The organism is Vibrio aquimaris (assembly GCF_009363415.1).
In the GTDB taxonomy this organism is placed as follows: Bacteria; Pseudomonadota; Gammaproteobacteria; order Enterobacterales; family Vibrionaceae; genus Vibrio; species Vibrio aquimaris.
Window position 1 is genome coordinate 2,693,377 of record NZ_CP045350.1, and the last position, 21,254, is coordinate 2,714,630.

The window sequence follows — 21,254 nt, forward strand, 5'->3', positions numbered from 1 at the left end:
ATATTTAAAAAACAGGCAGAACTATTTACAGGTAATTACATGAAACTTTGGAATAAAATTCTCCTTGGGCTTTTTGTTGCTAGCCAACTAAAAGCTGTGCAAGCAGCACCTTCAGAGCTTGATGGTGTTGCTGTCATTGTTAACACTGGAGTTGTACTGCAAAGTGATATTGAAACATCATTAAAAACTATCCGTGCAAATGCTAAGGATAATCAACAAACTCTCCCTGATGATGTAACACTTCGCGCACAAGTAATAGAAAAGTTAATTGTCGACACCATACAACAACAAGAAGCAGATAGGATTGGGGTGCGTGTCGATGACAATCGTCTAAATAAAGCGATCGAAGATATTGCTAAGAATAACAAACAAACGCTTGAAGAGCTGAACTCTTCTTTAACGAAAGAAGGCCTAAATTACGTTCAATTTAGAGAGCAAGTACGCAAGGAAATAGCTGCGAGTGAAGCGCGTAATGCATTAGTTCGTCGTCGCATCAATATATTACCAGCCGAAGTAGATAACCTTGCTGACATTTTAGCTAAAGAAACTAACGCGACAGTACAATACAAAGTCGGACATATTCAACTCAGAGTTAACGAGGATAACGACAAAGTCACAGTCGAAGCGCAGGCGAACAAAATTGTAAATGAGCTAAATGCAGGTGCAGATTTCCAAACTATGGCATACACATACTCTAAAGGCCCTAAAGCTCTGCAAGGAGGTGACTGGGGCTGGATGAGGAAAGAGGAAATGCCGACCATCTTCGCTGATCAAATCAAACTGCAAGGCAAAGGGAGTATAATTGGTCCATTTCGCAGTGGCGTAGGTTTTCATATCTTAAAGATTGAAGACATCAAAGGTCTCGAAACAGTCGCAGTCACAGAAGTAAAGGCGCGGCATATCCTTATAAAACCTACCGTTATTCTGAGTGATGAAGGCGTAAAAAGAGAGCTGCTCGAAATCACTCGTAAAATTGAAGCTGGCGAGGCAACATTTGGCGAAATGGCTCAGCAATATAGTCAGGATCCCGGCTCTGCTGCCCAAAAAGGTGAATTGGGCTATCAAACCTCTGACATCTATGTTCCTGAATTTAAACATCAGGTAGATTCACTTCGTATCGGAGAAATCAGTGAACCATTTAAGACTGTTCACGGCTGGCATATTCTTGAAGTTATGGATAGAAGAGAAGTAGACCGTACCGATTCGGCTTTAAAGAACAAAGCTTATCGAATTATCTTTAACCGCAAATTCAATGAAGAAGCAAGTGCTTGGTTACAGGAAATACGAGCGAGCGCTTTCGTAGAAATCGTCAAGGATGACCAAGATGACAACTAGACGAGTTATAGTTACCGCAGGTGAACCGGCAGGTATAGGGCCGGACCTCGCGCTTTCTCTCGCACAAAAGGACTGGTCACACCAAGTGATCATATGTGCAGACAAAAACATGTTGATGCAACGTGCCAAACTGCTAAATATAGAGGTGGAACTTATTGACTATGACTCGTCAGCATCGCCACTGCCTCAAAAAGCAGGAACTTTGATCGTTGAACATGTCCCATTGGTCTCACAAGTTACCCCTGGAAACCTAGATCCGAGCAACAGTCATTATGTATTAGAAACCTTAAAACGTGCTTCTCTTGGCTGTTTAAGTGGCGAATTTGACGCTCTGATAACGGGTCCCGTCCACAAGGGGATTATCAACCATTCAGGAGTCCCTTTTAGTGGGCATACAGAATATTTAGCAGAAATGTCAAACACGCCTCTGGTTGTTATGATGCTCGCCACTAAAGGACTCAAAGTTGCGCTAGTAACCACTCACATCCCACTATCTGCAGTGTCGCAAGCCATTACCGCTGATCGCTTACGTAATGTTATCCGTATTCTTCACCAAGATTTGATCAGTAAATTTTCCATCTCGTCACCCAAGATATATGTCTGTGGCCTCAATCCACACGCAGGTGAAGATGGTTGTTTGGGTAGTGAAGAAATAGATACCATAAGCCCTACACTTGATGACATCCGAGCAGAGGAAGGTATTAACCTAGCAGGCCCTCTTCCTGCAGACACCATATTTAGTCCTAAATATCTAGATGAGGCGGATGCTATATTAGGAATGTATCACGATCAAGTTCTGCCCGTGTTAAAATATAAGGGGTTTGGTAAGTCCGTGAATATCACCTTAGGCTTACCTTTTATAAGGACATCCGTTGATCACGGTACAGCGATAGAACTGGCCGGAACAGGCAAAGCTGATACAGGAAGTTTTACAACGGCACTGACTCAAGCAATAGAGCTAGTCGAGAATAAAATAAGTTAACTTGAGAAAAATATGAGAAACGATGTCCATTTAGGACACAAAGCAAGAAAGCGCTTTGGTCAAAACTTTTTGAACGACCCATATATCATTGATGGAATCGTATCTGCAATCAACCCAAAACCAGGGCAAAACTTAGTTGAAATTGGTCCAGGATTGGGGGCGATCACCGAACCTGTTGGTCGAGAAGTCGACAAGTTTACAGTTATCGAGCTTGATCGAGATCTTGCTGAACGATTAAGACAACACCCAGATCTTGCCGATAAGCTGACTATACATGAAGGCGATGCAATGCGCTTCGACTTCACACAACTAGTGAAACCTAATAACAGGCTACGCATTTTTGGTAACCTGCCGTATAACATTTCCACCCCCCTGATGTTCCATCTATTTGAATATCACAAAGATATTCACGATATGCATTTTATGCTGCAGAAAGAAGTCGTGAACAGGTTAGCAGCAGGGCCAGGAACAAAAGCCTATGGTCGCTTGACGGTAATGGCTCAATACTATTGTAAGGTTGTTCCTGTACTAGAAGTTCCCCCAACCGCTTTTGTTCCACCACCTAAAGTTGATTCAGCCGTAGTTCGCCTCGTTCCGTATGAGACAATCCCATATCCTGCAACTAGTCTTAACTGGTTAGATCGAGTGTGTAGGGAAGGGTTTAATCAAAGACGTAAGACCGTAAGAAACTGCTATAAGTCATTGGTAAGTGCAGATGTATTAGAGGAGCTTGGTATCAATCCAAGTATGCGTCCGGAAAACTTAGCTCTAGAGCAATTTGTTGATCTAGCGAATTGGTTAGACGCAAATCATAAATAACACTCGTATAATTAGAGTTGTAGTAAGGCAACTCTAATTTTTGACTAATACGCAGGAGTCCCAATGGAAGCCACCCCTTGTATTAAAGTCCAAGTCCACACAAAATACATATCAGAGCAGTCTCAGCCAGATGAGAAACACTATGTCTTCGCTTATGTCATTACAATAAAGAATTTAAGTAACCAAACTGTCCAACTTATTAGCCGTCGCTGGCTCATTACTGATGCTAATGGAAAGCAAATGACTATCGAAGGTGATGGCGTAGTTGGCCAACAACCTTTTATTTCCGGTAATGATGAATACACATACAGTAGTGGTACTGCCATTGAAACACCGGTAGGTGTTATGCAAGGTCAATACATTTTACTAGATGAGAAAGGTAAAGAATTCATCACAGAAATCGAGCCATTTCGGTTAGCATTACCAAACATTCTTAATTAATTACAACATAGGATTGGTTGTGTCCAACTACATTATCGGTGACATTCAAGGTTGTTTTGATGAGCTTCAATTACTGCTCAAAAAAGTCAAATTTAACGCGAATAATGATGTACTTTGGGTAGCAGGAGATTTAGTTGCAAGGGGCCCTAAATCTTTAGAGACACTCCGCTTTATAAAAAGTTTGGGGAGCAGTGCTAGAGTTGTTTTAGGTAATCATGATTTACACCTCCTTGCCGTATCTCTCGGCATCCATCAAGCCAAGAAGAAAGACAACACAGGAGAAATTTTTGACTCCAATGACCGCGATGAGTTACTAAACTGGCTGCGCCACCAATCTCTTCTTGCCGAGCATGAGGAGTTTATTGTCTGTCACGCAGGGATCACTCCTCAATGGACTTTATCAACCGCGAAAAAGTGCGCAAAAGAGGTGGAGGTTATACTAAAAAGTGATAAATGGCCTTGGCTTATCGAAAATATGTATAACAACACGCCTAATCTATGGTGTCCCACACTGGAAGGTATTGAGAGATACCGCTTTATCATTAACGCTTTCACTCGAATGAGATACTGCTTTCCAGATGCCAGTTTAGATATGGAGTGTAAACGCCCCCCTAAAGATTTGATCGGAAGTAATTTACAGCCTTGGTTCGAACTCAAACGACAAAAGAAAATCAAGAAAACTATTCTTTTTGGCCATTGGGCTGCGCTTGAAGGTTATAAAGGAAAAAGAGTTATAGGCTTAGATACAGGGTGTGTATGGGGAGGTAGCTTAACCATGATCCGTTGGGAGGACAAACAATACTACTCTCAAAAAAGTATTTCTTAGTAAGAACGAGTTAATAAACAATAGAATCTATGCTTTTAAAGCAGAAACTCCTAACATGCCTGCTAGGGTTTAGAAGAAGTGGCGGAGCGGACGGGACTTGAACCCGAGCCCCCGGCGTGACAGGCCGGTATCTAACCAACTGAACTACCGCTCCACACTGGTTAGACTCTAGAATCTAAATAAGAACCTGGCAATGTCCTACTCTCACATGGGGAAGCCCCACACTACCATCGGCGCTACTTCGTTTCACTTCTGAGTTCGACATGGAATCAGGTGGGTCCAAAGCGCTATGGTTGCCAAGCAAAATTCTTCTCTGGTGCTGATACCCAGACTCGAACTGGGGACCTCATCCTTACCAAGGATGCGCTCTACCACCTGAGCTATATCAGCATAATATTGCTCAAGATTTATATCTCAAGCAAGGTATTTAAAGCCTGGCGATGTCCTACTCTCGCATGGGGAAGCCCCACACTACCATCGGCGCTATTGCGTTTCACTACTGAGTTCGGCATGGAGTCAGGTGGGTCCACAATGCTATGGTCGCCAAGCAAATTCTTTCTCTCTATCTCTAGAGAATAACTTGGAAAGCTGTTTTCGTTCTTAACACATTCAATGTTCTAGTTGAGTCCACGCCCTACATGGATGTAGGAAGTGCAGGAAATTGTCTGGAACAATTTCTGCGCAAAACCCTTTGGGTGTTGTATGGTTAAGCCTCACGGGCAATTAGTACAGGTTAGCTCAACGCCTCACAACGCTTACACACCCTGCCTATCAACGTTCTAGTCTCGAACAACCCTTTAGGACCCTCAAGGGGTCAGGGAAGACTCATCTTAGGGCTCGCTTCCCGCTTAGATGCTTTCAGCGGTTATCGATTCCGAACTTAGCTACCGGGCAATGCGTCTGGCGACACAACCCGAACACCAGAGGTTCGTCCACTCCGGTCCTCTCGTACTAGGAGCAGCCCCCTTCAATCTTCCAACGCCCACGGCAGATAGGGACCGAACTGTCTCACGACGTTCTAAACCCAGCTCGCGTACCACTTTAAATGGCGAACAGCCATACCCTTGGGACCGACTTCAGCCCCAGGATGTGATGAGCCGACATCGAGGTGCCAAACACCGCCGTCGATATGAACTCTTGGGCGGTATCAGCCTGTTATCCCCGGAGTACCTTTTATCCGTTGAGCGATGGCCCTTCCATACAGAACCACCGGATCACTATGACCTGCTTTCGCACCTGCTCGAATTGTCATTCTCGCAGTCAAGCGGGCTTATGCCATTGCACTAACCTCACGATGTCCAACCGTGATTAGCCCACCTTCGTGCTCCTCCGTTACTCTTTGGGAGGAGACCGCCCCAGTCAAACTACCCACCAGGCACTGTCCTCAACCCAGATAATGGGTCTAAGTTAGAACATCAAACATACAAGGGTGGTATTTCAAGGATGGCTCCATGCACACTGGCGTGCACACTTCAAAGCCTCCCACCTATCCTACACATGTAGGCTCAATGTTCAGTGCCAAGCTGTAGTAAAGGTTCACGGGGTCTTTCCGTCTAGCCGCGGGTACACTGCATCTTCACAGCGATTTCAATTTCACTGAGTCTCGGGTGGAGACAGCGTGGCCATCATTACGCCATTCGTGCAGGTCGGAACTTACCCGACAAGGAATTTCGCTACCTTAGGACCGTTATAGTTACGGCCGCCGTTTACCGGGGCTTCGATCAAGAGCGTCGACTTACGTCTAACCCCATCAATTAACCTTCCGGCACCGGGCAGGCGTCACACCGTATACGTCATCTTACGATTTTGCACAGTGCTGTGTTTTTAATAAACAGTTGCAGCCACCTGGTATCTGCGACTCTCATTAGCTCCATCCGCGAGGGACTTCACCGACAAGAGCGTACCTTCTCCCGAAGTTACGGTACCATTTTGCCTAGTTCCTTCACCCGAGTTCTCTCAAGCGCCTTGGTATTCTCTACCCGACCACCTGTGTCGGTTTGGGGTACGATTCCTTACAATCTGAAGCTTAGAGGCTTTTCCTGGAAGCATGGCATCAATGACTTCACTACCGTAGTAGCTCGACATCGTGTCTCAGCCTTGTAGAGAGCCGGATTTACCTAACTCTCAAGCCTACGCACTTGAACCTGGACGACCGTCGCCAGGCCCACCTAGCCTTCTCCGTCCCCCCATCGCAATTGTAAGAAGTACGGGAATATTAACCCGTTTCCCATCGACTACGCCTTTCGGCCTCGCCTTAGGGGTCGACTTACCCTGCCCCGATTAACGTTGGACAGGAACCCTTGGTCTTCCGGCGAGGGGGTTTTTCACCCCCTTTATCGTTACTCATGTCAGCATTCGCACTTCTGATACCTCCAGCATGCTTTACAACACACCTTCAACGGCTTACAGAACGCTCCCCTACCCAATACGATAAATCGTATTGCCGCAGCTTCGGTTTACAGCTTAGCCCCGTTACATCTTCCGCGCAGGCCGACTCGACTAGTGAGCTATTACGCTTTCTTTAAATGATGGCTGCTTCTAAGCCAACATCCTAGCTGTCTAAGCCTTCCCACATCGTTTCCCACTTAGCTGTAATTTGGGACCTTAGCTGGCGGTCTGGGTTGTTTCCCTCTCCACGACGGACGTTAGCACCCGCCGTGTGTCTCCCGGATAGTACTTACTGGTATTCGGAGTTTGCAAAGGGTTGGTAAGTCGGGATGACCCCCTAGCCTTAACAGTGCTCTACCCCCAGTAGTATTCGTCCGAGGCTCTACCTAAATAGATTTCGGGGAGAACCAGCTATCTCCAGGTTTGATTGGCCTTTCACCCCTAGCCACAAGTCATCCGCTAATTTTTCAACATTAGTCGGTTCGGTCCTCCAGTTGATGTTACTCAACCTTCAACCTGCCCATGGCTAGATCACCTGGTTTCGGGTCTATATCCAGCAACTCGACGCCCAGTTAAGACTCGATTTCTCTACGGCTCCCCTAGATGGTTAACCTTGCTACTGAATATAAGTCGCTGACCCATTATACAAAAGGTACGCAGTCACAGGACAAGCCTGCTCCTACTGCTTGTACGTACACGGTTTCAGGTTCTATTTCACTCCCCTCACAGGGGTTCTTTTCGCCTTTCCCTCACGGTACTGGTTCACTATCGGTCAGTCAGTAGTATTTAGCCTTGGAGGATGGTCCCCCCATATTCAGACAGGATATCACGTGTCCCGCCCTACTCGATTTCACTGAACACGCGTCGTCAACTACGGGACTATCACCCTGTATCGTCGGACTTTCCAGACCGTTCGTCTAACGCGTGTAAAGCTTAAGGGCTAATCCAATTTCGCTCGCCGCTACTTTCGGAATCTCGGTTGATTTCTTTTCCTCGGGGTACTTAGATGTTTCAGTTCCCCCGGTTCGCTCTGTTAACCTATGAATTCAGTTAACAGTAACTGCTTATGCAGTTGGGTTTCCCCATTCGGAAATCCCAGACTCAAATGGTTTTTACTACCTAATCTGGGCTTATCGCAAGTTAATACGTCCTTCATCGCCTCTGACTGCCAAGGCATCCACCGTGTACGCTTAGTCACTTAACCATACAACCCCAAAGGGTCTTAGATTAAACAACCAAAGTGTCTGCAATTATTTAAACATGATGCAGACTCGATTTTGCCGGACTCAAATATAAACAACACACTAAGGTGTTGTTTCCAAGAACACTTGAATGTGTTTATTGGTGTTTATCTTTCGATAAACATTGAGAACTTTACAAACAATCTTATTCACAAAGAATCAAGATTGCTTTGTCAGCTTTCCAAATTGTTAAAGAGCAAATAGCTCGAAGCTTTCGCTTCAAAACCATCAATCTGTGTGGACACTTGTCTTAATAATCATCGTATAAGGAGGTGATCCAGCGCCAGGTTCCCCTAGCGCTACCTTGTTACGACTTCACCCCAGTCATGAACCACAAAGTGGTGAGCGTCCCCCCGAAGGTTAAACTACCCACTTCTTTTGCAGCCCACTCCCATGGTGTGACGGGCGGTGTGTACAAGGCCCGGGAACGTATTCACCGTGGCATTCTGATCCACGATTACTAGCGATTCCGACTTCATGGAGTCGAGTTGCAGACTCCAATCCGGACTACGACGCACTTTTTGGGATTCGCTCACTTTCGCAAGTTGGCCGCCCTCTGTATGCGCCATTGTAGCACGTGTGTAGCCCTACTCGTAAGGGCCATGATGACTTGACGTCGTCCCCACCTTCCTCCGGTTTATCACCGGCAGTCTCCCTGGAGTTCCCACCCGAAGTGCTGGCAAACAAGGATAAGGGTTGCGCTCGTTGCGGGACTTAACCCAACATTTCACAACACGAGCTGACGACAGCCATGCAGCACCTGTCTCATAGTTCCCGAAGGCACCAATCCATCTCTGGAAAGTTCTATGGATGTCAAGAGTAGGTAAGGTTCTTCGCGTTGCATCGAATTAAACCACATGCTCCACCGCTTGTGCGGGCCCCCGTCAATTCATTTGAGTTTTAATCTTGCGACCGTACTCCCCAGGCGGTCTACTTAACGCGTTAGCTCCGAAAGCCACGGCTCAAGGCCACAACCTCCAAGTAGACATCGTTTACGGCGTGGACTACCAGGGTATCTAATCCTGTTTGCTCCCCACGCTTTCGCATCTGAGTGTCAGTATCTGTCCAGGGGGCCGCCTTCGCCACCGGTATTCCTTCAGATCTCTACGCATTTCACCGCTACACCTGAAATTCTACCCCCCTCTACAGTACTCTAGATGACCAGTTTCAAATGCTATTCCGAGGTTGAGCCCCGGGCTTTCACATCTGACTTAATCATCCACCTGCATGCGCTTTACGCCCAGTAATTCCGATTAACGCTCGCACCCTCCGTATTACCGCGGCTGCTGGCACGGAGTTAGCCGGTGCTTCTTCTGCAGCTAACGTCAAATGAGTATGCTATTAACATACCCACCTTCCTCACTGCTGAAAGTACTTTACAACCCGAAGGCCTTCTTCATACACGCGGCATGGCTGCATCAGGCTTGCGCCCATTGTGCAATATTCCCCACTGCTGCCTCCCGTAGGAGTCTGGACCGTGTCTCAGTTCCAGTGTGGCTGATCATCCTCTCAGACCAGCTAGGGATCGTCGCCTTGGTGAGCCCTTACCTCACCAACTAGCTAATCCCACCTGGGCATATCCTGACGCGAGAGGCCCGAAGGTCCCCCTCTTTGAGCCGAAGCTATTATGCGGTATTAGCCATCGTTTCCAATGGTTATCCCCCACATCAGGGCAATTTCCCAGGCATTACTCACCCGTCCGCCGCTCGACGCCGTTATCGTCACCCGAAGGGTCAGATAACTCGTTTCCGCTCGACTTGCATGTGTTAGGCCTGCCGCCAGCGTTCAATCTGAGCCATGATCAAACTCTTCAATTTAAAGTTTTGATTCCCTAAATAAATAGGGGAGGCTCAATGAATACTGAACATTACATAACGTAATGTTTGAATTGACTGTGCTCTTATTGGTGTTCACTTTTGAAAAAGTAAAACAAAACAGCTCAAGGCTGCTTCCCAATTCGAATGGTCACTTCGTATCATTGAAACCTAAATTGTTTCTAAAGAAACTATTTGGATTATCATCAACGAGTGCCCACACAGATTGATAGGTTTAGTTTGTTAAAGAGCGTTGCTTTGGACTGTTTATCTCTCAAAGCGGAGGTGAATTCTAGCGATATAATTTAAAGAGTCAAACACTTTTTTAAAATTATTTTTAATGGCTATTTCGACCTCACTAACACGCTTCAGACATATGCCTTACCCCGTGTCAGTGGGAGCGCATTATAGGGATACTCACTAATAAAACAAGTAGAAAATGTGTTTTTTCTATTAAAGAGAATTAACCGTTCAAAAAACGCTCTACCTTCATTCTCTATACTAATTTCTACTAGGAAACTCACTTGTACTGTATCTATAACAAATGACGCCTTAATAGAGAATTTGATCTTTACAACACAATCTAAAAGTTACCTAACTAAATTTTTGACTCCATGAAAACAACAAAGCCCCGACTTTCGTCGAGGCTTTGTTGTTTAAATATGGTACCGGTGGGCGGACTTGAACCGCCACGCCCGAAGGCAACGGATTTTGAATCCGTCGTGTATACCAATTTCACCACACCGGCATCTTGGGGCTATCGCCCTTCGATGGTTAGCATTATACGTACGCATTAATAAGGTGCAAGAGCAAAAGACTGAATTCGCTATCGTTTGCTGATAAATTCACCACAATTAGCTAGGTTGAGTATAAAATGCCTTTTCAGTCTTAATCTATCGCTATATTCTGATCACCAGCTACAACTGAGGTACGCAAATTTTATGTTAACAACAGCGGAAGCACAGCCAGCAGGACTCATGCGTCGTTTAGGAGCTTTGTTTTACGATGGGCTTATTGTTATTGCAATTGAAATGATAGCGGCAGGGGTCGTTATAGCCATTCTCCATGCTCTGATGGCTCTTAGTATTTTTGATCCAGCACCATATATGGATGTCAGTGACTACCTTACACGCCACCCTATTTGGGGTCCTACCTATACATTTTATCTCGCAACAGTTTGGGTGTACTTCTTTGTCTTCTTTTGGACCAAAGCCGGTCAAACATTAGGCATGAGGGCCTGGAAACTGCAGATACGCAATCAAGACGGAGGTGCGATTTCTGTCACTCAAGCATTGATAAGAATTGTTACATCAGGGTTTGGGTTGGCGAATTTAACGGTACCTATTGACCCAAAGAAACGCGGTTTTCATGATATATGGGCAAAAACACAAGTTATCCTGTTAGACAAAGCACAGTAAATAATAGAGGAAGGGATACCCCTTCCTCTAGCTATCTAGCAAACCGCTAACTCTTTCAACATTGACTCTGGGAGAGCCAATTCGTCATTTTTATTAACTTCTACACCACTGTTAATTATGTCTTGTGCTATTTGCTTTGCCTCAGACAAAGAGTGCATAGCAGCCGTCCCACACTGATATTCATTTAATTCAGGAATATGATTTTGTTTTTCAACTTTGAGCACATCATACATGGCTGCAAGCCAAGCTTTTGCAACTCGGCCTTCTGAAGGTGTTCCGACTAAACTCATATAAAAACCTGTTCTGCACCCCATGGGAGAAATGTCTATAATTTCTACCTCATTTCCATTGAGATGATTACGCATAAAGCCTGCGTATAAGTGTTCTAATGTGTGAATACCTTTCTCAGAGAGAATAGCTTTGTTAGGGGCAGTAAAGCGTAAATCAAATACGGTGATCGTATCGCCGTTTGGTGTACTCATGGTCTTTGCGACTCTAACTGCTGGAGCATTCATTTTAGTGTGATCAACAGTAAAGCTATCAAGCAATGGCATTATAATTATCTCCTATTTGCAATAATCTTACAGGCGTAAGTTATTGCTTTATGTGCCTTGACGTCCTGCAAACCCTAATGATTCATATGCAACTCTTCAACAACTTTGTTTAATAACAATAAAAATTAATGACAGAGTCACGTATAGGCAATGTGAATAAAAGATAATTTAATCAACAGTGTGAGAAAAGCGTATAGTTTGCAACCAGATTAAACGCCAAATAAATATTAGAAGCGCAGCTCGATAACCGAGCCGCACTGATAAGAAGATTGAGATTATGTTTCTAAATGGAAGCTGAAATGTAACTTTAGTAGCGGGATATGTTACGAATTTGAGCAAACTACACTAGCTGCTTTAACCCCATGGCTCCACTTACTGATCTAAGTATGCAAAATAGCCTTGCAAAAAATCATCAAAGTTTAGCGTATCAGATTGTTCTACTTGACGCTGAGCTTCAAGGGATCGTTGAACTTCTTGTTCCATAATCTCTTGGCTATAAGTTGTATATTTGTGCCTCTCGTGCTGCTCACTGTATCTTTGACCAAACTCACAACCCACTTTGCCTAACCCACCAAGTCGTTTGGTATCGGCAAGTAGCTGACCAGAAAACGTAAGTTCTGGATTATCGATCCAAGTGCGAAGTTTATTACATACGGACTGATAAGCTTCTCCGCCATGGACACTATCCATGCGCTGCGCTATCAGAAGAAGTTCATCAAAGACTCGATGAGCCCAATCTTGCAATGATAGAACTTCACCTTTGCAACCTATTTGTAACTGCAAGCCAATTTTGCGCCCAGATGCGATAACTTTATCCCAGTTTTCACGCCAACATTCTTGTTCACAAAAATCCATAGGCTCAGAGTCAGAAAGTGCAGACCAAGTCAGAAAAAGATCGAGAAAGCGGATTTGATCTTGATCGATCCCAACAGAACTGTATGGATTAACATCAAGAGCACGAACTTCAATATATTCAACGCCACCGCGCGATAGCGCCTCTGATGGTTTCTCACCATTTTTAGCCACTCTCTTAGGGCGAATGGGAGCATACAATTCATTTTCTATTTGCAAGACATTAGTATTAAGTTGGCGATATTCACCCTCTACCTTGACACCAATGTCAGCAAACTCGGTGGATGGTGTTCTAATTGCGGTATTTAAACCATCCAAATATTCATTCAAACTGTTAAAACCAATCCTAAGCGAGCTCTGTGCACTATTAGTGTAGCCAAGGTCACTCATACGCAAAGAGGTTGCAAAAGGGAGATAAAGTGTTTGACCAATGTTTTCGAACGGTAACTTTGTTTCTCGGTCTTTGATAAAAGACGAGCAAAGTGCAGGAGAAGCACCAAAAAAGAAAGGGATCAACCATCCAAATCTATAGTAATTTCTGATTAAGCCAAAATACGCCTCTGACTTAGATTCACGGCGCTCTGCTTCGCTTTGTTCGCCGTATAAAGCATCCCAAAAGGATTCTGGAAAAGAGAAGTTGAAATGAACGCCAGAAATAATTTGCATCAAACTGCCATAGCGACGCTTTAGCCCTTCTCGGTAGAGCGTTTTCATTTTCCCTGAATTAGATTCACCGTATTGGGCAAGATGAATATCATCTTGGTGACTAACATAACATGGCATAGAAAGTGGCCACATTCTCTCCTCACCAAGCTTAGATTGAGTAAAATGGTGGATATCTTCTAACTGTTGAATAAGCGTATTGATATCGGTAGAGACTGGTGTAATAAATTCCAGTAACGATTCTGAGAAGTCTGTCGTGATCCAATCATTCGCGTAAGCGGAACCAAGGTCTTTAGGGTGAGGGGTTGTCGCAAGTCGACCATCCTTTTGGTAACGTAATGTTTCTCTCTCAACCCCCCGAGAGAGGGATTTAAATGACTCTGGTTTGAGAGTAATTTTCTCAAGTCGCTTAGCAAAATCAGTCACAATGAAGTTCACTTCTAGTCCTGATCCAAACATTATGGACCGTTGATATAAAGAGAGACGGAGAAAGTCCGTCTCTCTGTCTTGGTATAGTTATGTGTACTCTAACGAACGATTTCAAGCTCTTCTAGTGGGATTTGTAAACTTTCTAGCTGAGGCTTCAAAGCTTGAACATCACCAACAACTATTATTTGGTAATCATCCGGTGTAAACCACTTAGCTGCCATCTTGTTCAAAGTGCTTTTGCTGACTGTCTCGACAATCTCGTTACGCTGCTGCAGATAATCCTCATCTAGGCTATACGCAAGAATACTGCTAATTAACTGAGCTTTCTGCGATGGTGTTTCGTATTTCAGCGCATCCTGCTGACCCACTGCCAAGCGAAGAAACTCCATTTCTTCATCCGTTATACCTTGCTTACTATACTTACCCAGCTCACTCTGTATCTCTTTGATGGACGCCGCGGTAGTGTCTGCTCGCACTTGAGCAGAGAAAACAATAGCGCCCACTTCCCTATTAGCCGCAAAGTAGCCACTAGCTCCATAGGTATAGCCTTTATCTTCCCTTAAATTTTGATTAATGCGACTATTAAAATTACCCGCGAGATTAAAGTTCGCCAATTGAGTGAGATAAACTTCTCCTGTTGCATCAAACGGTAAGCCTTGACGAACAAACCTTACAATACTCTGTGGAGACCCAGGCTTATCAACTAAATATACTTTTTGTTTGCCTGTATTATTTACAACCTGAGGGTGTAAAAGTGGTGCCTCTTCACCATTCCAGCTCTCAATAAAGGCCAACTCTTTTTTGATTTGACGTTTATTGATATCTCCAACCACCACTATCTGAGCTCCTTGAGGAGTATAGTGTTTACGGTAAAAGGCTTTGACATCATCAAGAGTTAGACTTGAAATCGAGTCTTTTGTACCGTCATTAGGTCGCTGGTAGATAGAACCAGAGAAAAGAACTTGTCGAGTCGCTTGTGAAGCCAACCAACTTGGTTTCTGATGTTGATAAACAATACCTTCCAACATCTGTTGTTTATTACGCTCAAAATCTGAGTCCTTGAAAGCAGGCTTTGATAGTACTTCCTGCACAATTTCTAGAGTTTGATGAAGATTCGCTTCGAGGGTGGAGATTGAAATGCTCGTGGTATAATTAGCCGCACTGATAGAGACTGTGCTACCCAGTTTATCTAGCCTTGCTTGTAATTCCTCTTTGGTAGACTTAATCGTCCCCTCTTCCATCATAGTCGCCGTCAGATTTGCTAAGCCTTCTTTACCCTCTTCTACATAACGCTCGCCGGCTGGAAAACTAATATCAATTTCAACGGTTGGTGTTTCACTACTTTGAGTGCCAAGCAGTTCTGCACCATTGTCAAAGTAAATATGATAAAGCTTTGGCATATGTGCTTTAACCGCATTTGCAACTTCAGGCATTACCGAACGGTCAAAGCTGTCTACCGGGCGACGATAATTTAATTCTTTATCACTAACCTTTGCATATTCAGGTAATACCCGTTGCGGTGTTTGAAAAGTGGCTGGTGTGACTGCGTAACTCAATTTACGTTTTGGCACTACGCTGAGAGTAACCTTAGGATGACCATTCACATAACCGTGGTAAGCATCCATCACAGCTTCGGGTGACACTGCGCGGATTTGCTCAAGCTGAGATTGAATCCTGTCTGGCTGGCCAAAGAAAGTTTGATTAGAGGCCAATTGAGACACTTTACCTTTAACACTTTGCAACGCAAAAACTGCATCGGCTTCAGCCATACCAGTTATTTGATCTAGTCGTTGCTGGCTCACTCCTTGCTTTTCAAATCGAGCTAAAGATTGCATTAATGACTGATAAAGTGGTTTCAATTTGCCATCAGGCCCTGATGGTGCCATCGCATAAACATAAAAAACACATGAAAGCTCAGAACAATCCTGAAAGGCACCCGCATCAACCGCTTTTTGCGTTTTTACTAGGTCTTGGTATAGCAAGCTATTGGTGCCCTGTCCTAACACATTGGCTAAAGCACTCAACGAAGCTTCCGCTTTATCACCTTGATAAGTCGTCGGCCAACCAATAAGCACCATAGGTTGCTGAATGCGATCTTCTAATGTTATGAACTTATCTTCGGTCAATATAGCAGGTTGCTTAGGCGCACTTTCTACTTCAGGTCCTTTAGGGATAGAACCAAAATACTTATTCACCCAAGCCAATGTCTGCGCCACATCAATGTCCCCTCCGATGGTTAGGACTGCATTGTTAGGGCCGTACCAACGTAGGAAAAACGCTTTGAGATCGTTGACATCAACACGATCGAGATCTTCAACATAGCCAATTGTCTGCCATGAATAGGGATGACCTTCTGGGTAGAGTGCCTCTCCCATTTTCTCCCACATCAACCCATAAGGGCGGTTGTCATAATTCTGAGCACGTTCATTTTTCACTGTATCACGTTGAATTTCAAACTTACGCTGCGAAACTGCATCAAGCAAAAAACCCATTCGATCCGACTCTAGCCAGAGCACTTTTTCGAGTTGATTAGCGGGGACAGATTCAAAATAGTTAGTTCGATCTCGGTTGGTAGTACCATTGAGCGAGCCACCCGCTTCGGTGATCAATTTAAAATGCTCTTGATCTGCTACGTGTTCGCTTCCCTGAAACATCATATGCTCAAAAAAATGTGCAAAACCCGACTTACCAACCTCTTCTCTCGCAGAACCAACATGATAGGTAACATCAACATGAACTAAAGGATCAGAATCATCCGGAGATAAAATAACCGTGAGTCCATTATCAAGCTGATACTTTGAGTAAGGAATAGTTGTCTTATCCGGCTGTTCGAGCTGCTCTTCAATAAAAGTCACACCGGGAGGAAGAGTAGATTTAGAGGAGAATGGGCCACTTGCACAGCCGTAAATAGTTAAGAGAGAAAAGACACCTAACCAGATTTTTCTCATGACATATCCTTAGAAAAAACCGTAATACAAGGCTGCTATAAGGCTGTATCGTAATGCTTTGCCAATCAGTATTAACCATAAACATGGCCAAAAGTGCATTCGTAACCAACCTGCAGCGAAACAAAGAGGATCACCAATTACAGGTAACCAACTAAATAAAAGCGACCAGTAGCCGTATTTACTCAACCAATACTGAGCTTTATGACCATATTTTTCATTTTGAGTTCGGTTGGGCAGCAAGAAACCCAGCCAATAGTTCGTTAAACCACCAAGAGTATTCCCAACAGTGGCAGTAGATACCACTAAAAAAACAGAGTATTGATGAAGAGAAAACGTTGCAACGAGTCCGGCCTCTGACCCTCCAGGCAAGATAGTTGCGCTCAAAAAACCTGTAATAAATAGCACCCAAAGTGCTGAATCGGAAAACCAAAGTGCGATACTTTCAAAAGCAGCGTTAAACGCTTCTAGCACTGCATATCAAGTAAAATCTTGCCTCGCGTGTGTCCCGTTTCAATTTGTTGATGAGCTTTGTCCACTTCGCTCATTGGGTAGATATGTTGGATTTCAGTTTTCAATAAGCCGACACTGACCATATAGAGTAAGGCGTCAAGCTGCTCAGGATCTGGACTAACCAACATACCTGTGGCATCAAAACCTAGCATCTTGGCTTTCTCACAAATTAAGTCCGCCGTTATGGTCGGAACCGTGACAACTTTCGCACCATCACTTAAACAATGCAAAGCATCAAGAGCCGCATCCCCACCGACAAGATCAATTAAAACATCAGCTTCCTCGACTCGCTCAGAAACAGGAGAAAACTCATAGTTGATCGCGTGAGCGCCAAGCGTTGCCATATAATCGAGATTTGCGGCGCTGCATGTGGTAAACACTTCGGCTTTCGCTGCAATAGCGATTTGAATAGCTAGATGACCAACACCACCCGCACCGGCCAGTATCAACACTCTTTGCCCTTCATGAACGCCAGCTTTATCGAGCGCTTGAACCGCAGTTTGACTGGCCAAAGGTATTGCCGCAGCCGCTTCTAAGGTTGTCGCTTCTGGCACTAAGCTAAGCTCTGTTTCAGGAACACAAATATATTGGCTGTAACCTCCCCCTTGTAAAGGGAAGCCCACAAACCCAGCCACTTTATCGCCTACTGAGAATCGTTCAGCTTGTTCACCACAGGTTAGTATTTCTCCTGAAATATCATACCCGGCTACCCAAGGGAGATTATCTTTCTTTTGTGATGCTACCCACCCTAGTCCTGCACGCGTTTTCGCATCGAGCGGGTTAATGCCGGCAAAAGCGACTTTTACCAACACTTCCCCTTTCTGGGGACTCGGCACTGGACTAGACTGAATGGTCAAGACTTCTGGGCCACCAAATTGAGTAATCGCGATTTGTTTGTTTTCCATTTGTTCATATCCATAACGACAACAAAAAAGATGCAAAGCATCCTTTTGAATATATACCATTTATTACTAACGAGTTAACTGCTAAAACTAAAATTAGCCAATAACCTCATCGTGGACTCATAAAATGAGCGCTGAATCAATCAAGAAATCTGTCCAATACGCACAGGTCACCTATTGATATGCTTTTCAAGCCAAGTTCGAGTGAACACATTGTTTACTTCCCTTTTTTTACCATGAAATAATAGGAACGTTTGGGTTAGCTTAGATTTCCTAGCCCAAATAGTAATAAGTCAAACTCGGTGCATTTTAGTTTGATTTTTATTTTTCGACGTAAAAATCAAGTAATATGGAGTAAATATAATGAAAAATAACATTATCATTACACTGGGAATAGTAGGACTTGGGTGTGTTTTCTGCTAATGCTCTTGCAGGGTAAGCATTTACTTAGTGACGAGTTTTGAGGTATGGCGCGCTCGGAAGGATTCGAACCTTCGACCGCCTGGTTCGTAGCCAGGTACTCTATCCAGCTGAGCTACGAGAGCGCAATATTTAGATTTTGAACTTTCAGTATCAGAACCTAAGTCCCTTTGAATAAGTGGCGCGTCCTGGAGGATTCGAACCTCCGACCGCCTGGTTCGTAGCCAGGTACTCTATCCAGCTGAGCTAAGGACGCACGGAAGTCTAATAAAATGCTTTATTAAACTCTAATAGATGGCGCGCTCGGAAGGATTCGAACCTTCGACCGCCTGGTTCGTAGCCAGGTACTCTATCCAGCTGAGCTACGAGCGCGCAATGTTTTGATATTGAATATCCAGTATCAGGGATATCAATTCCTAAAAATAAGTGGCGCGTCCTGAAGGATTCGAACCTCCGACCGCCTGGTTCGTAGCCAGGTACTCTATCCAGCTGAGCTAAGGACGCACGGAAGTCTAATAAAATGCTTTATTAGACTCTAATAGATGGCGCGCTCGGAAGGATTCGAACCTTCGACCGCCTGGTTCGTAGCCAGGTACTCTATCCAGCTGAGCTACGAGCGCGCTAATATTCCCGCAGGAACTTTGTGAAGTATATCACGTAAAGTTTTGTTTAAAACAAAAAAATTGACTCGAGGCCAATTAATGGCGGTGAGGGAGGGATTCGAACCCTCGATGCGGCTACAAACCGCATACTCCCTTAGCAGGGGAGCGCCTTCAGCCTCTCGGCCACCTCACCGATTTATTCCTTAGTAAGGAATGGCGCGCTCGGAAGGATTCGAACCTTCGACCGCCTGGTTCGTAGCCAGGTACTCTATCCAGCTGAGCTACGAGCGCGCAATAATCAGTGTTTTAAACTTGCTCTAATAAGAGCAAAGCAAGAATGGCGGTGAGGGAGGGATTCGAACCCTCGATGCGGCTACAAACCGCATACTCCCTTAGCAGGGGAGCGCCTTCAGCCTCTCGGCCACCTCACCATCTTGCGGAGGCTCATATTACGATTTACCAAAAATATGTCAAACATTTTCTTGGTAAAAATCCTAAAAACCTTTCCAAACGTCGGCAATTTAATCAAAGCGATGCTAATTCACTCTTTTATCTAAAAATGAATTTTATTAATTGTATAAAAAAGACCAACATAAGTCGGCCTTTTTTATCTCACTAGTAATTACCTGAAGTCGTATTACCATTGCCTTTTTCAGCTTGAATACGCATATAAATTTCTTCACGGTGAACAGACACTTCTTTAGGTGCATTGACACCAATACGAACCTGATTACCTTTTACGCCCAGTACAGTGACTGTGACTTCATCGCCGATCATGAGAGTTTCGCCTACGCGGCGAGTTAAAATTAGCATTCTGTGCTCCTTGAGTAATCTCTGATTTTTCTTGCTACGAGGCTATTATCCAACAAAAGTTATATTTTCGTAAACTTTATTCTCAAATCTGATTAACTAGAACATACCCGTTTGGGACGATGGTTAATCGCTTGCGCTGAGACAAAGTACGCATGATGCAATATGTTTGCGGCTTTGTCGATGCTTTCTGAGGACAACACCCATGTCAATGAGCCTTGGTTAACACTAGAGTGAATAACTTTAATACCTTGTTCAGCCAGTAACGCATCAGATAACTCGAGCAATCCATGAAGTTGTTGACCAACGAGTGTCAGCAAACTAACCTCTTCACTTATAATGATTTTATCACCAAAAATCAGTTCCAGTTTTGCATAAGCTTCATGTTTTATGATTATAGTCACCCCATCTTTGTGCTCAAACACGCTCCAGATGTGGACCCCCAACATTTTACACTGTCTTTCAAAACTGAGGTAATCGTCATTGGCTAGATTAATGCAAATCATTTGACGCTGAATAGCAATACCACACAGAGGTTGCTCAGGTTCATTTCCTTTTAACAAACTTCCTTCTGAGAGGCTAAATGTCGATAAAACACGCAGTGGAACACAATTTTTCCTAGCATACTGCACAGAAGGCAAATGAAGTATTTTTGCCCCTCGATAAGCCATTTCCTCCATTGATATACAATCAATGACGTCAATTTTTTTCGCTTCTGGCACGACATTGGGGTCACAGGTGTATATACCATCCACATCGGTAAAAATTTGGCACTCATCGGATTGTAGTGCACCGGCTAATGTCACAGCACTGGTATCTGAACCGCCGCGACCCAAGGTGGTGATATCCCCATATTGGTTAACCCCTTGAAATCCAGCCACTATGACTATCACATCTTGTGATAATAGTGCCTCAATAGCAGAGGTATCAATGCTCAAGATCGAGGCGTTGTTATGCTGATGATCAGTAATAATATTTGCCTGTACACCAGTCAAAGAACGTGATGAATAACCTTGTTTATTTAAAGCCATCGCTAATAGAGCCATTGATACCTGTTCACCAGTAGAAAGCAGGACGTCAAGCTCTCGAGCTGTGGGCACACTATCAATTTGCTTGGCTAAATCCATTAACCGATTGGTTTCTCCTGACATTGCTGACACAACGACAACAATTTGATTACCTTGATTTTTTGCCTTGATGATGTGCTCGGCTACTCTATGGATATTTTCAATTGTTCCAACAGAAGTTCCTCCAAACTTTTGCACGATAAGGGGATGTTTCACCAGTCTTCACCTTCCCA

13 protein-coding genes, 11 tRNA genes and 4 rRNA genes are annotated in these 21,254 nt (G+C 44.3%); 6 read left to right on the top strand and 22 right to left on the bottom strand.

From position 1 onward, the window contains the following. The first annotated feature begins 39 nt into the window (after positions 1-39). The 5 genes from surA (at position 40) to apaH (ending at position 4,403) form a co-directional block, all read left to right on the top strand. Positions 40-1,335, top strand: a complete 1,296-nt coding sequence (gene surA / locus FIV01_RS12410) for a peptidylprolyl isomerase SurA (RefSeq protein WP_152431277.1) — start codon at positions 40-42, stop codon at positions 1,333-1,335. Beyond that, positions 1,325-2,317, top strand: a complete 993-nt coding sequence (gene pdxA, locus FIV01_RS12415) for a 4-hydroxythreonine-4-phosphate dehydrogenase PdxA (RefSeq protein WP_152431278.1) — start codon at positions 1,325-1,327, stop codon at positions 2,315-2,317. Before surA ends, pdxA begins: the two co-directional genes overlap by 11 nt. 12 nt (positions 2,318-2,329) lie before the next feature. Then, on the top strand, positions 2,330-3,136 hold the full coding sequence (gene rsmA / locus FIV01_RS12420) for a 16S rRNA (adenine(1518)-N(6)/adenine(1519)-N(6))-dimethyltransferase RsmA (RefSeq protein ID WP_152431279.1): 807 nt from the start codon (positions 2,330-2,332) through the stop codon (positions 3,134-3,136). A 63-nt stretch (positions 3,137-3,199) separates the two neighbouring features. Beyond that, positions 3,200-3,577, top strand: coding sequence for a Co2+/Mg2+ efflux protein ApaG (gene apaG / locus FIV01_RS12425; protein WP_152431280.1), 378 nt, complete (start codon positions 3,200-3,202; stop codon positions 3,575-3,577). A 19-nt stretch (positions 3,578-3,596) separates the two neighbouring features. Then, the gene (gene apaH, locus FIV01_RS12430; RefSeq protein ID WP_152431281.1) at positions 3,597-4,403 is read left to right on the top strand and encodes a bis(5'-nucleosyl)-tetraphosphatase (symmetrical) ApaH; all 807 of its coding nucleotides are present in this window, start codon (positions 3,597-3,599) and stop codon (positions 4,401-4,403) included. 79 nt (positions 4,404-4,482) lie between these two features. Here apaH and FIV01_RS12435 read toward each other — a convergent pair. The 7 genes from FIV01_RS12435 to FIV01_RS12465 form a co-directional block, all read right to left on the bottom strand. Beyond that, positions 4,483-4,557 (bottom strand) — tRNA-Asp (locus tag FIV01_RS12435). Between the two features lie 31 nt (positions 4,558-4,588). After that, a 5S ribosomal RNA gene (gene rrf / locus FIV01_RS12440) occupies positions 4,589-4,704 on the bottom strand. A 13-nt stretch (positions 4,705-4,717) separates the two neighbouring features. Continuing rightward, positions 4,718-4,793: transfer RNA gene (locus FIV01_RS12445), tRNA-Thr, on the bottom strand. Between the two features lie 42 nt (positions 4,794-4,835). Next, a 5S ribosomal RNA gene (gene rrf / locus FIV01_RS12450) occupies positions 4,836-4,951 on the bottom strand. Between the two features lie 154 nt (positions 4,952-5,105). After that, positions 5,106-7,995, bottom strand: a 23S ribosomal RNA gene (locus FIV01_RS12455). Between the two features lie 302 nt (positions 7,996-8,297). Beyond that, positions 8,298-9,849 (bottom strand): 16S ribosomal RNA (locus tag FIV01_RS12460). Together the 16S, 23S and 5S rRNA genes with 2 tRNA genes alongside form the textbook arrangement of a ribosomal RNA operon. Before the next feature lie 660 nt (positions 9,850-10,509). Then, a tRNA-Leu gene (locus tag FIV01_RS12465) sits at positions 10,510-10,594 on the bottom strand. 229 nt (positions 10,595-10,823) lie between these two features. Here FIV01_RS12465 and FIV01_RS12470 point away from each other — a divergent pair. After that, on the top strand, positions 10,824-11,264 hold the full coding sequence (locus tag FIV01_RS12470; RefSeq protein WP_152431733.1) for an RDD family protein: 441 nt from the start codon (positions 10,824-10,826) through the stop codon (positions 11,262-11,264). A gap of 35 nt (positions 11,265-11,299) precedes the next feature. Here the strand turns inward: FIV01_RS12470 and luxS are convergent, their stop codons facing one another. From luxS to FIV01_RS12545, 15 genes are all read right to left on the bottom strand, one after another. Beyond that, positions 11,300-11,818, bottom strand: a complete 519-nt coding sequence (luxS, locus tag FIV01_RS12475) for an S-ribosylhomocysteine lyase (RefSeq protein ID WP_152431282.1) — start codon at positions 11,816-11,818, stop codon at positions 11,300-11,302. A gap of 372 nt (positions 11,819-12,190) precedes the next feature. Further along, positions 12,191-13,759, bottom strand: a complete 1,569-nt coding sequence (gene gshA / locus FIV01_RS12480; RefSeq protein WP_152431734.1) for a glutamate--cysteine ligase — start codon at positions 13,757-13,759, stop codon at positions 12,191-12,193. Positions 13,760-13,860: 101 nt separating this feature from the next. Then, positions 13,861-16,710, bottom strand: coding sequence for a M16 family metallopeptidase (locus FIV01_RS12485; RefSeq protein ID WP_152431283.1), 2,850 nt, complete (start codon positions 16,708-16,710; stop codon positions 13,861-13,863). A gap of 9 nt (positions 16,711-16,719) precedes the next feature. Beyond that, entirely contained in the window at positions 16,720-17,181 is a 462-nt protein-coding gene (locus tag FIV01_RS12490) for a YqaA family protein (RefSeq protein WP_152431284.1), read from the bottom strand. Further along, entirely contained in the window at positions 17,175-18,125 is a 951-nt protein-coding gene (locus FIV01_RS12495) for an NADP-dependent oxidoreductase (RefSeq protein ID WP_152431285.1), read from the bottom strand. Before FIV01_RS12495 ends, FIV01_RS12490 begins: the two co-directional genes overlap by 7 nt. Before the next feature lie 465 nt (positions 18,126-18,590). Continuing rightward, positions 18,591-18,669 (bottom strand) — tRNA-Arg (locus FIV01_RS12500). A 52-nt stretch (positions 18,670-18,721) separates the two neighbouring features. Continuing rightward, positions 18,722-18,798: transfer RNA gene (locus FIV01_RS12505), tRNA-Arg, on the bottom strand. Positions 18,799-18,837: 39 nt separating this feature from the next. Beyond that, positions 18,838-18,914: transfer RNA gene (locus FIV01_RS12510), tRNA-Arg, on the bottom strand. Between the two features lie 55 nt (positions 18,915-18,969). Next, positions 18,970-19,046: transfer RNA gene (locus FIV01_RS12515), tRNA-Arg, on the bottom strand. Between the two features lie 39 nt (positions 19,047-19,085). Further along, positions 19,086-19,162: transfer RNA gene (locus FIV01_RS12520), tRNA-Arg, on the bottom strand. An 82-nt stretch (positions 19,163-19,244) separates the two neighbouring features. Further along, positions 19,245-19,337: transfer RNA gene (locus tag FIV01_RS12525), tRNA-Ser, on the bottom strand. A 21-nt stretch (positions 19,338-19,358) separates the two neighbouring features. After that, a tRNA-Arg gene (locus FIV01_RS12530) sits at positions 19,359-19,435 on the bottom strand. A 47-nt stretch (positions 19,436-19,482) separates the two neighbouring features. After that, positions 19,483-19,575 (bottom strand) — tRNA-Ser (locus FIV01_RS12535). 184 nt (positions 19,576-19,759) lie between these two features. Continuing rightward, positions 19,760-19,957 carry a carbon storage regulator CsrA gene (csrA, locus tag FIV01_RS12540; protein WP_114787819.1) on the bottom strand — a complete coding sequence of 66 codons (198 nt, stop codon included), beginning with the start codon at positions 19,955-19,957 and terminating at the stop codon, positions 19,760-19,762. A 92-nt stretch (positions 19,958-20,049) separates the two neighbouring features. After that, entirely contained in the window at positions 20,050-21,237 is a 1,188-nt protein-coding gene (locus FIV01_RS12545) for an aspartate kinase (protein ID WP_152431286.1), read from the bottom strand. Between the last annotated feature and the right edge of the window lie 17 nt (positions 21,238-21,254).

Coding starts and splice junctions, on each gene's coding strand:
- apaG (WP_152431280.1), top strand. CDS start 3,200: ATGGAAGCCACCCCTTGTATTAAAGTCCAAGTCCACACAAAATACATA.
- csrA (WP_114787819.1), bottom strand. CDS start 19,957: ATGCTAATTTTAACTCGCCGCGTAGGCGAAACTCTCATGATCGGCGAT.
- FIV01_RS12495 (WP_152431285.1), bottom strand. CDS start 18,125: ATGGAAAACAAACAAATCGCGATTACTCAATTTGGTGGCCCAGAAGTC.
- FIV01_RS12470 (WP_152431733.1), top strand. CDS start 10,824: ATGCGTCGTTTAGGAGCTTTGTTTTACGATGGGCTTATTGTTATTGCA.
- rsmA (WP_152431279.1), top strand. CDS start 2,330: ATGAGAAACGATGTCCATTTAGGACACAAAGCAAGAAAGCGCTTTGGT.
- pdxA (WP_152431278.1), top strand. CDS start 1,325: ATGACAACTAGACGAGTTATAGTTACCGCAGGTGAACCGGCAGGTATA.
- surA (WP_152431277.1), top strand. CDS start 40: ATGAAACTTTGGAATAAAATTCTCCTTGGGCTTTTTGTTGCTAGCCAA.
- FIV01_RS12485 (WP_152431283.1), bottom strand. CDS start 16,710: ATGAGAAAAATCTGGTTAGGTGTCTTTTCTCTCTTAACTATTTACGGC.
- luxS (WP_152431282.1), bottom strand. CDS start 11,818: ATGCCATTGCTTGATAGCTTTACTGTTGATCACACTAAAATGAATGCT.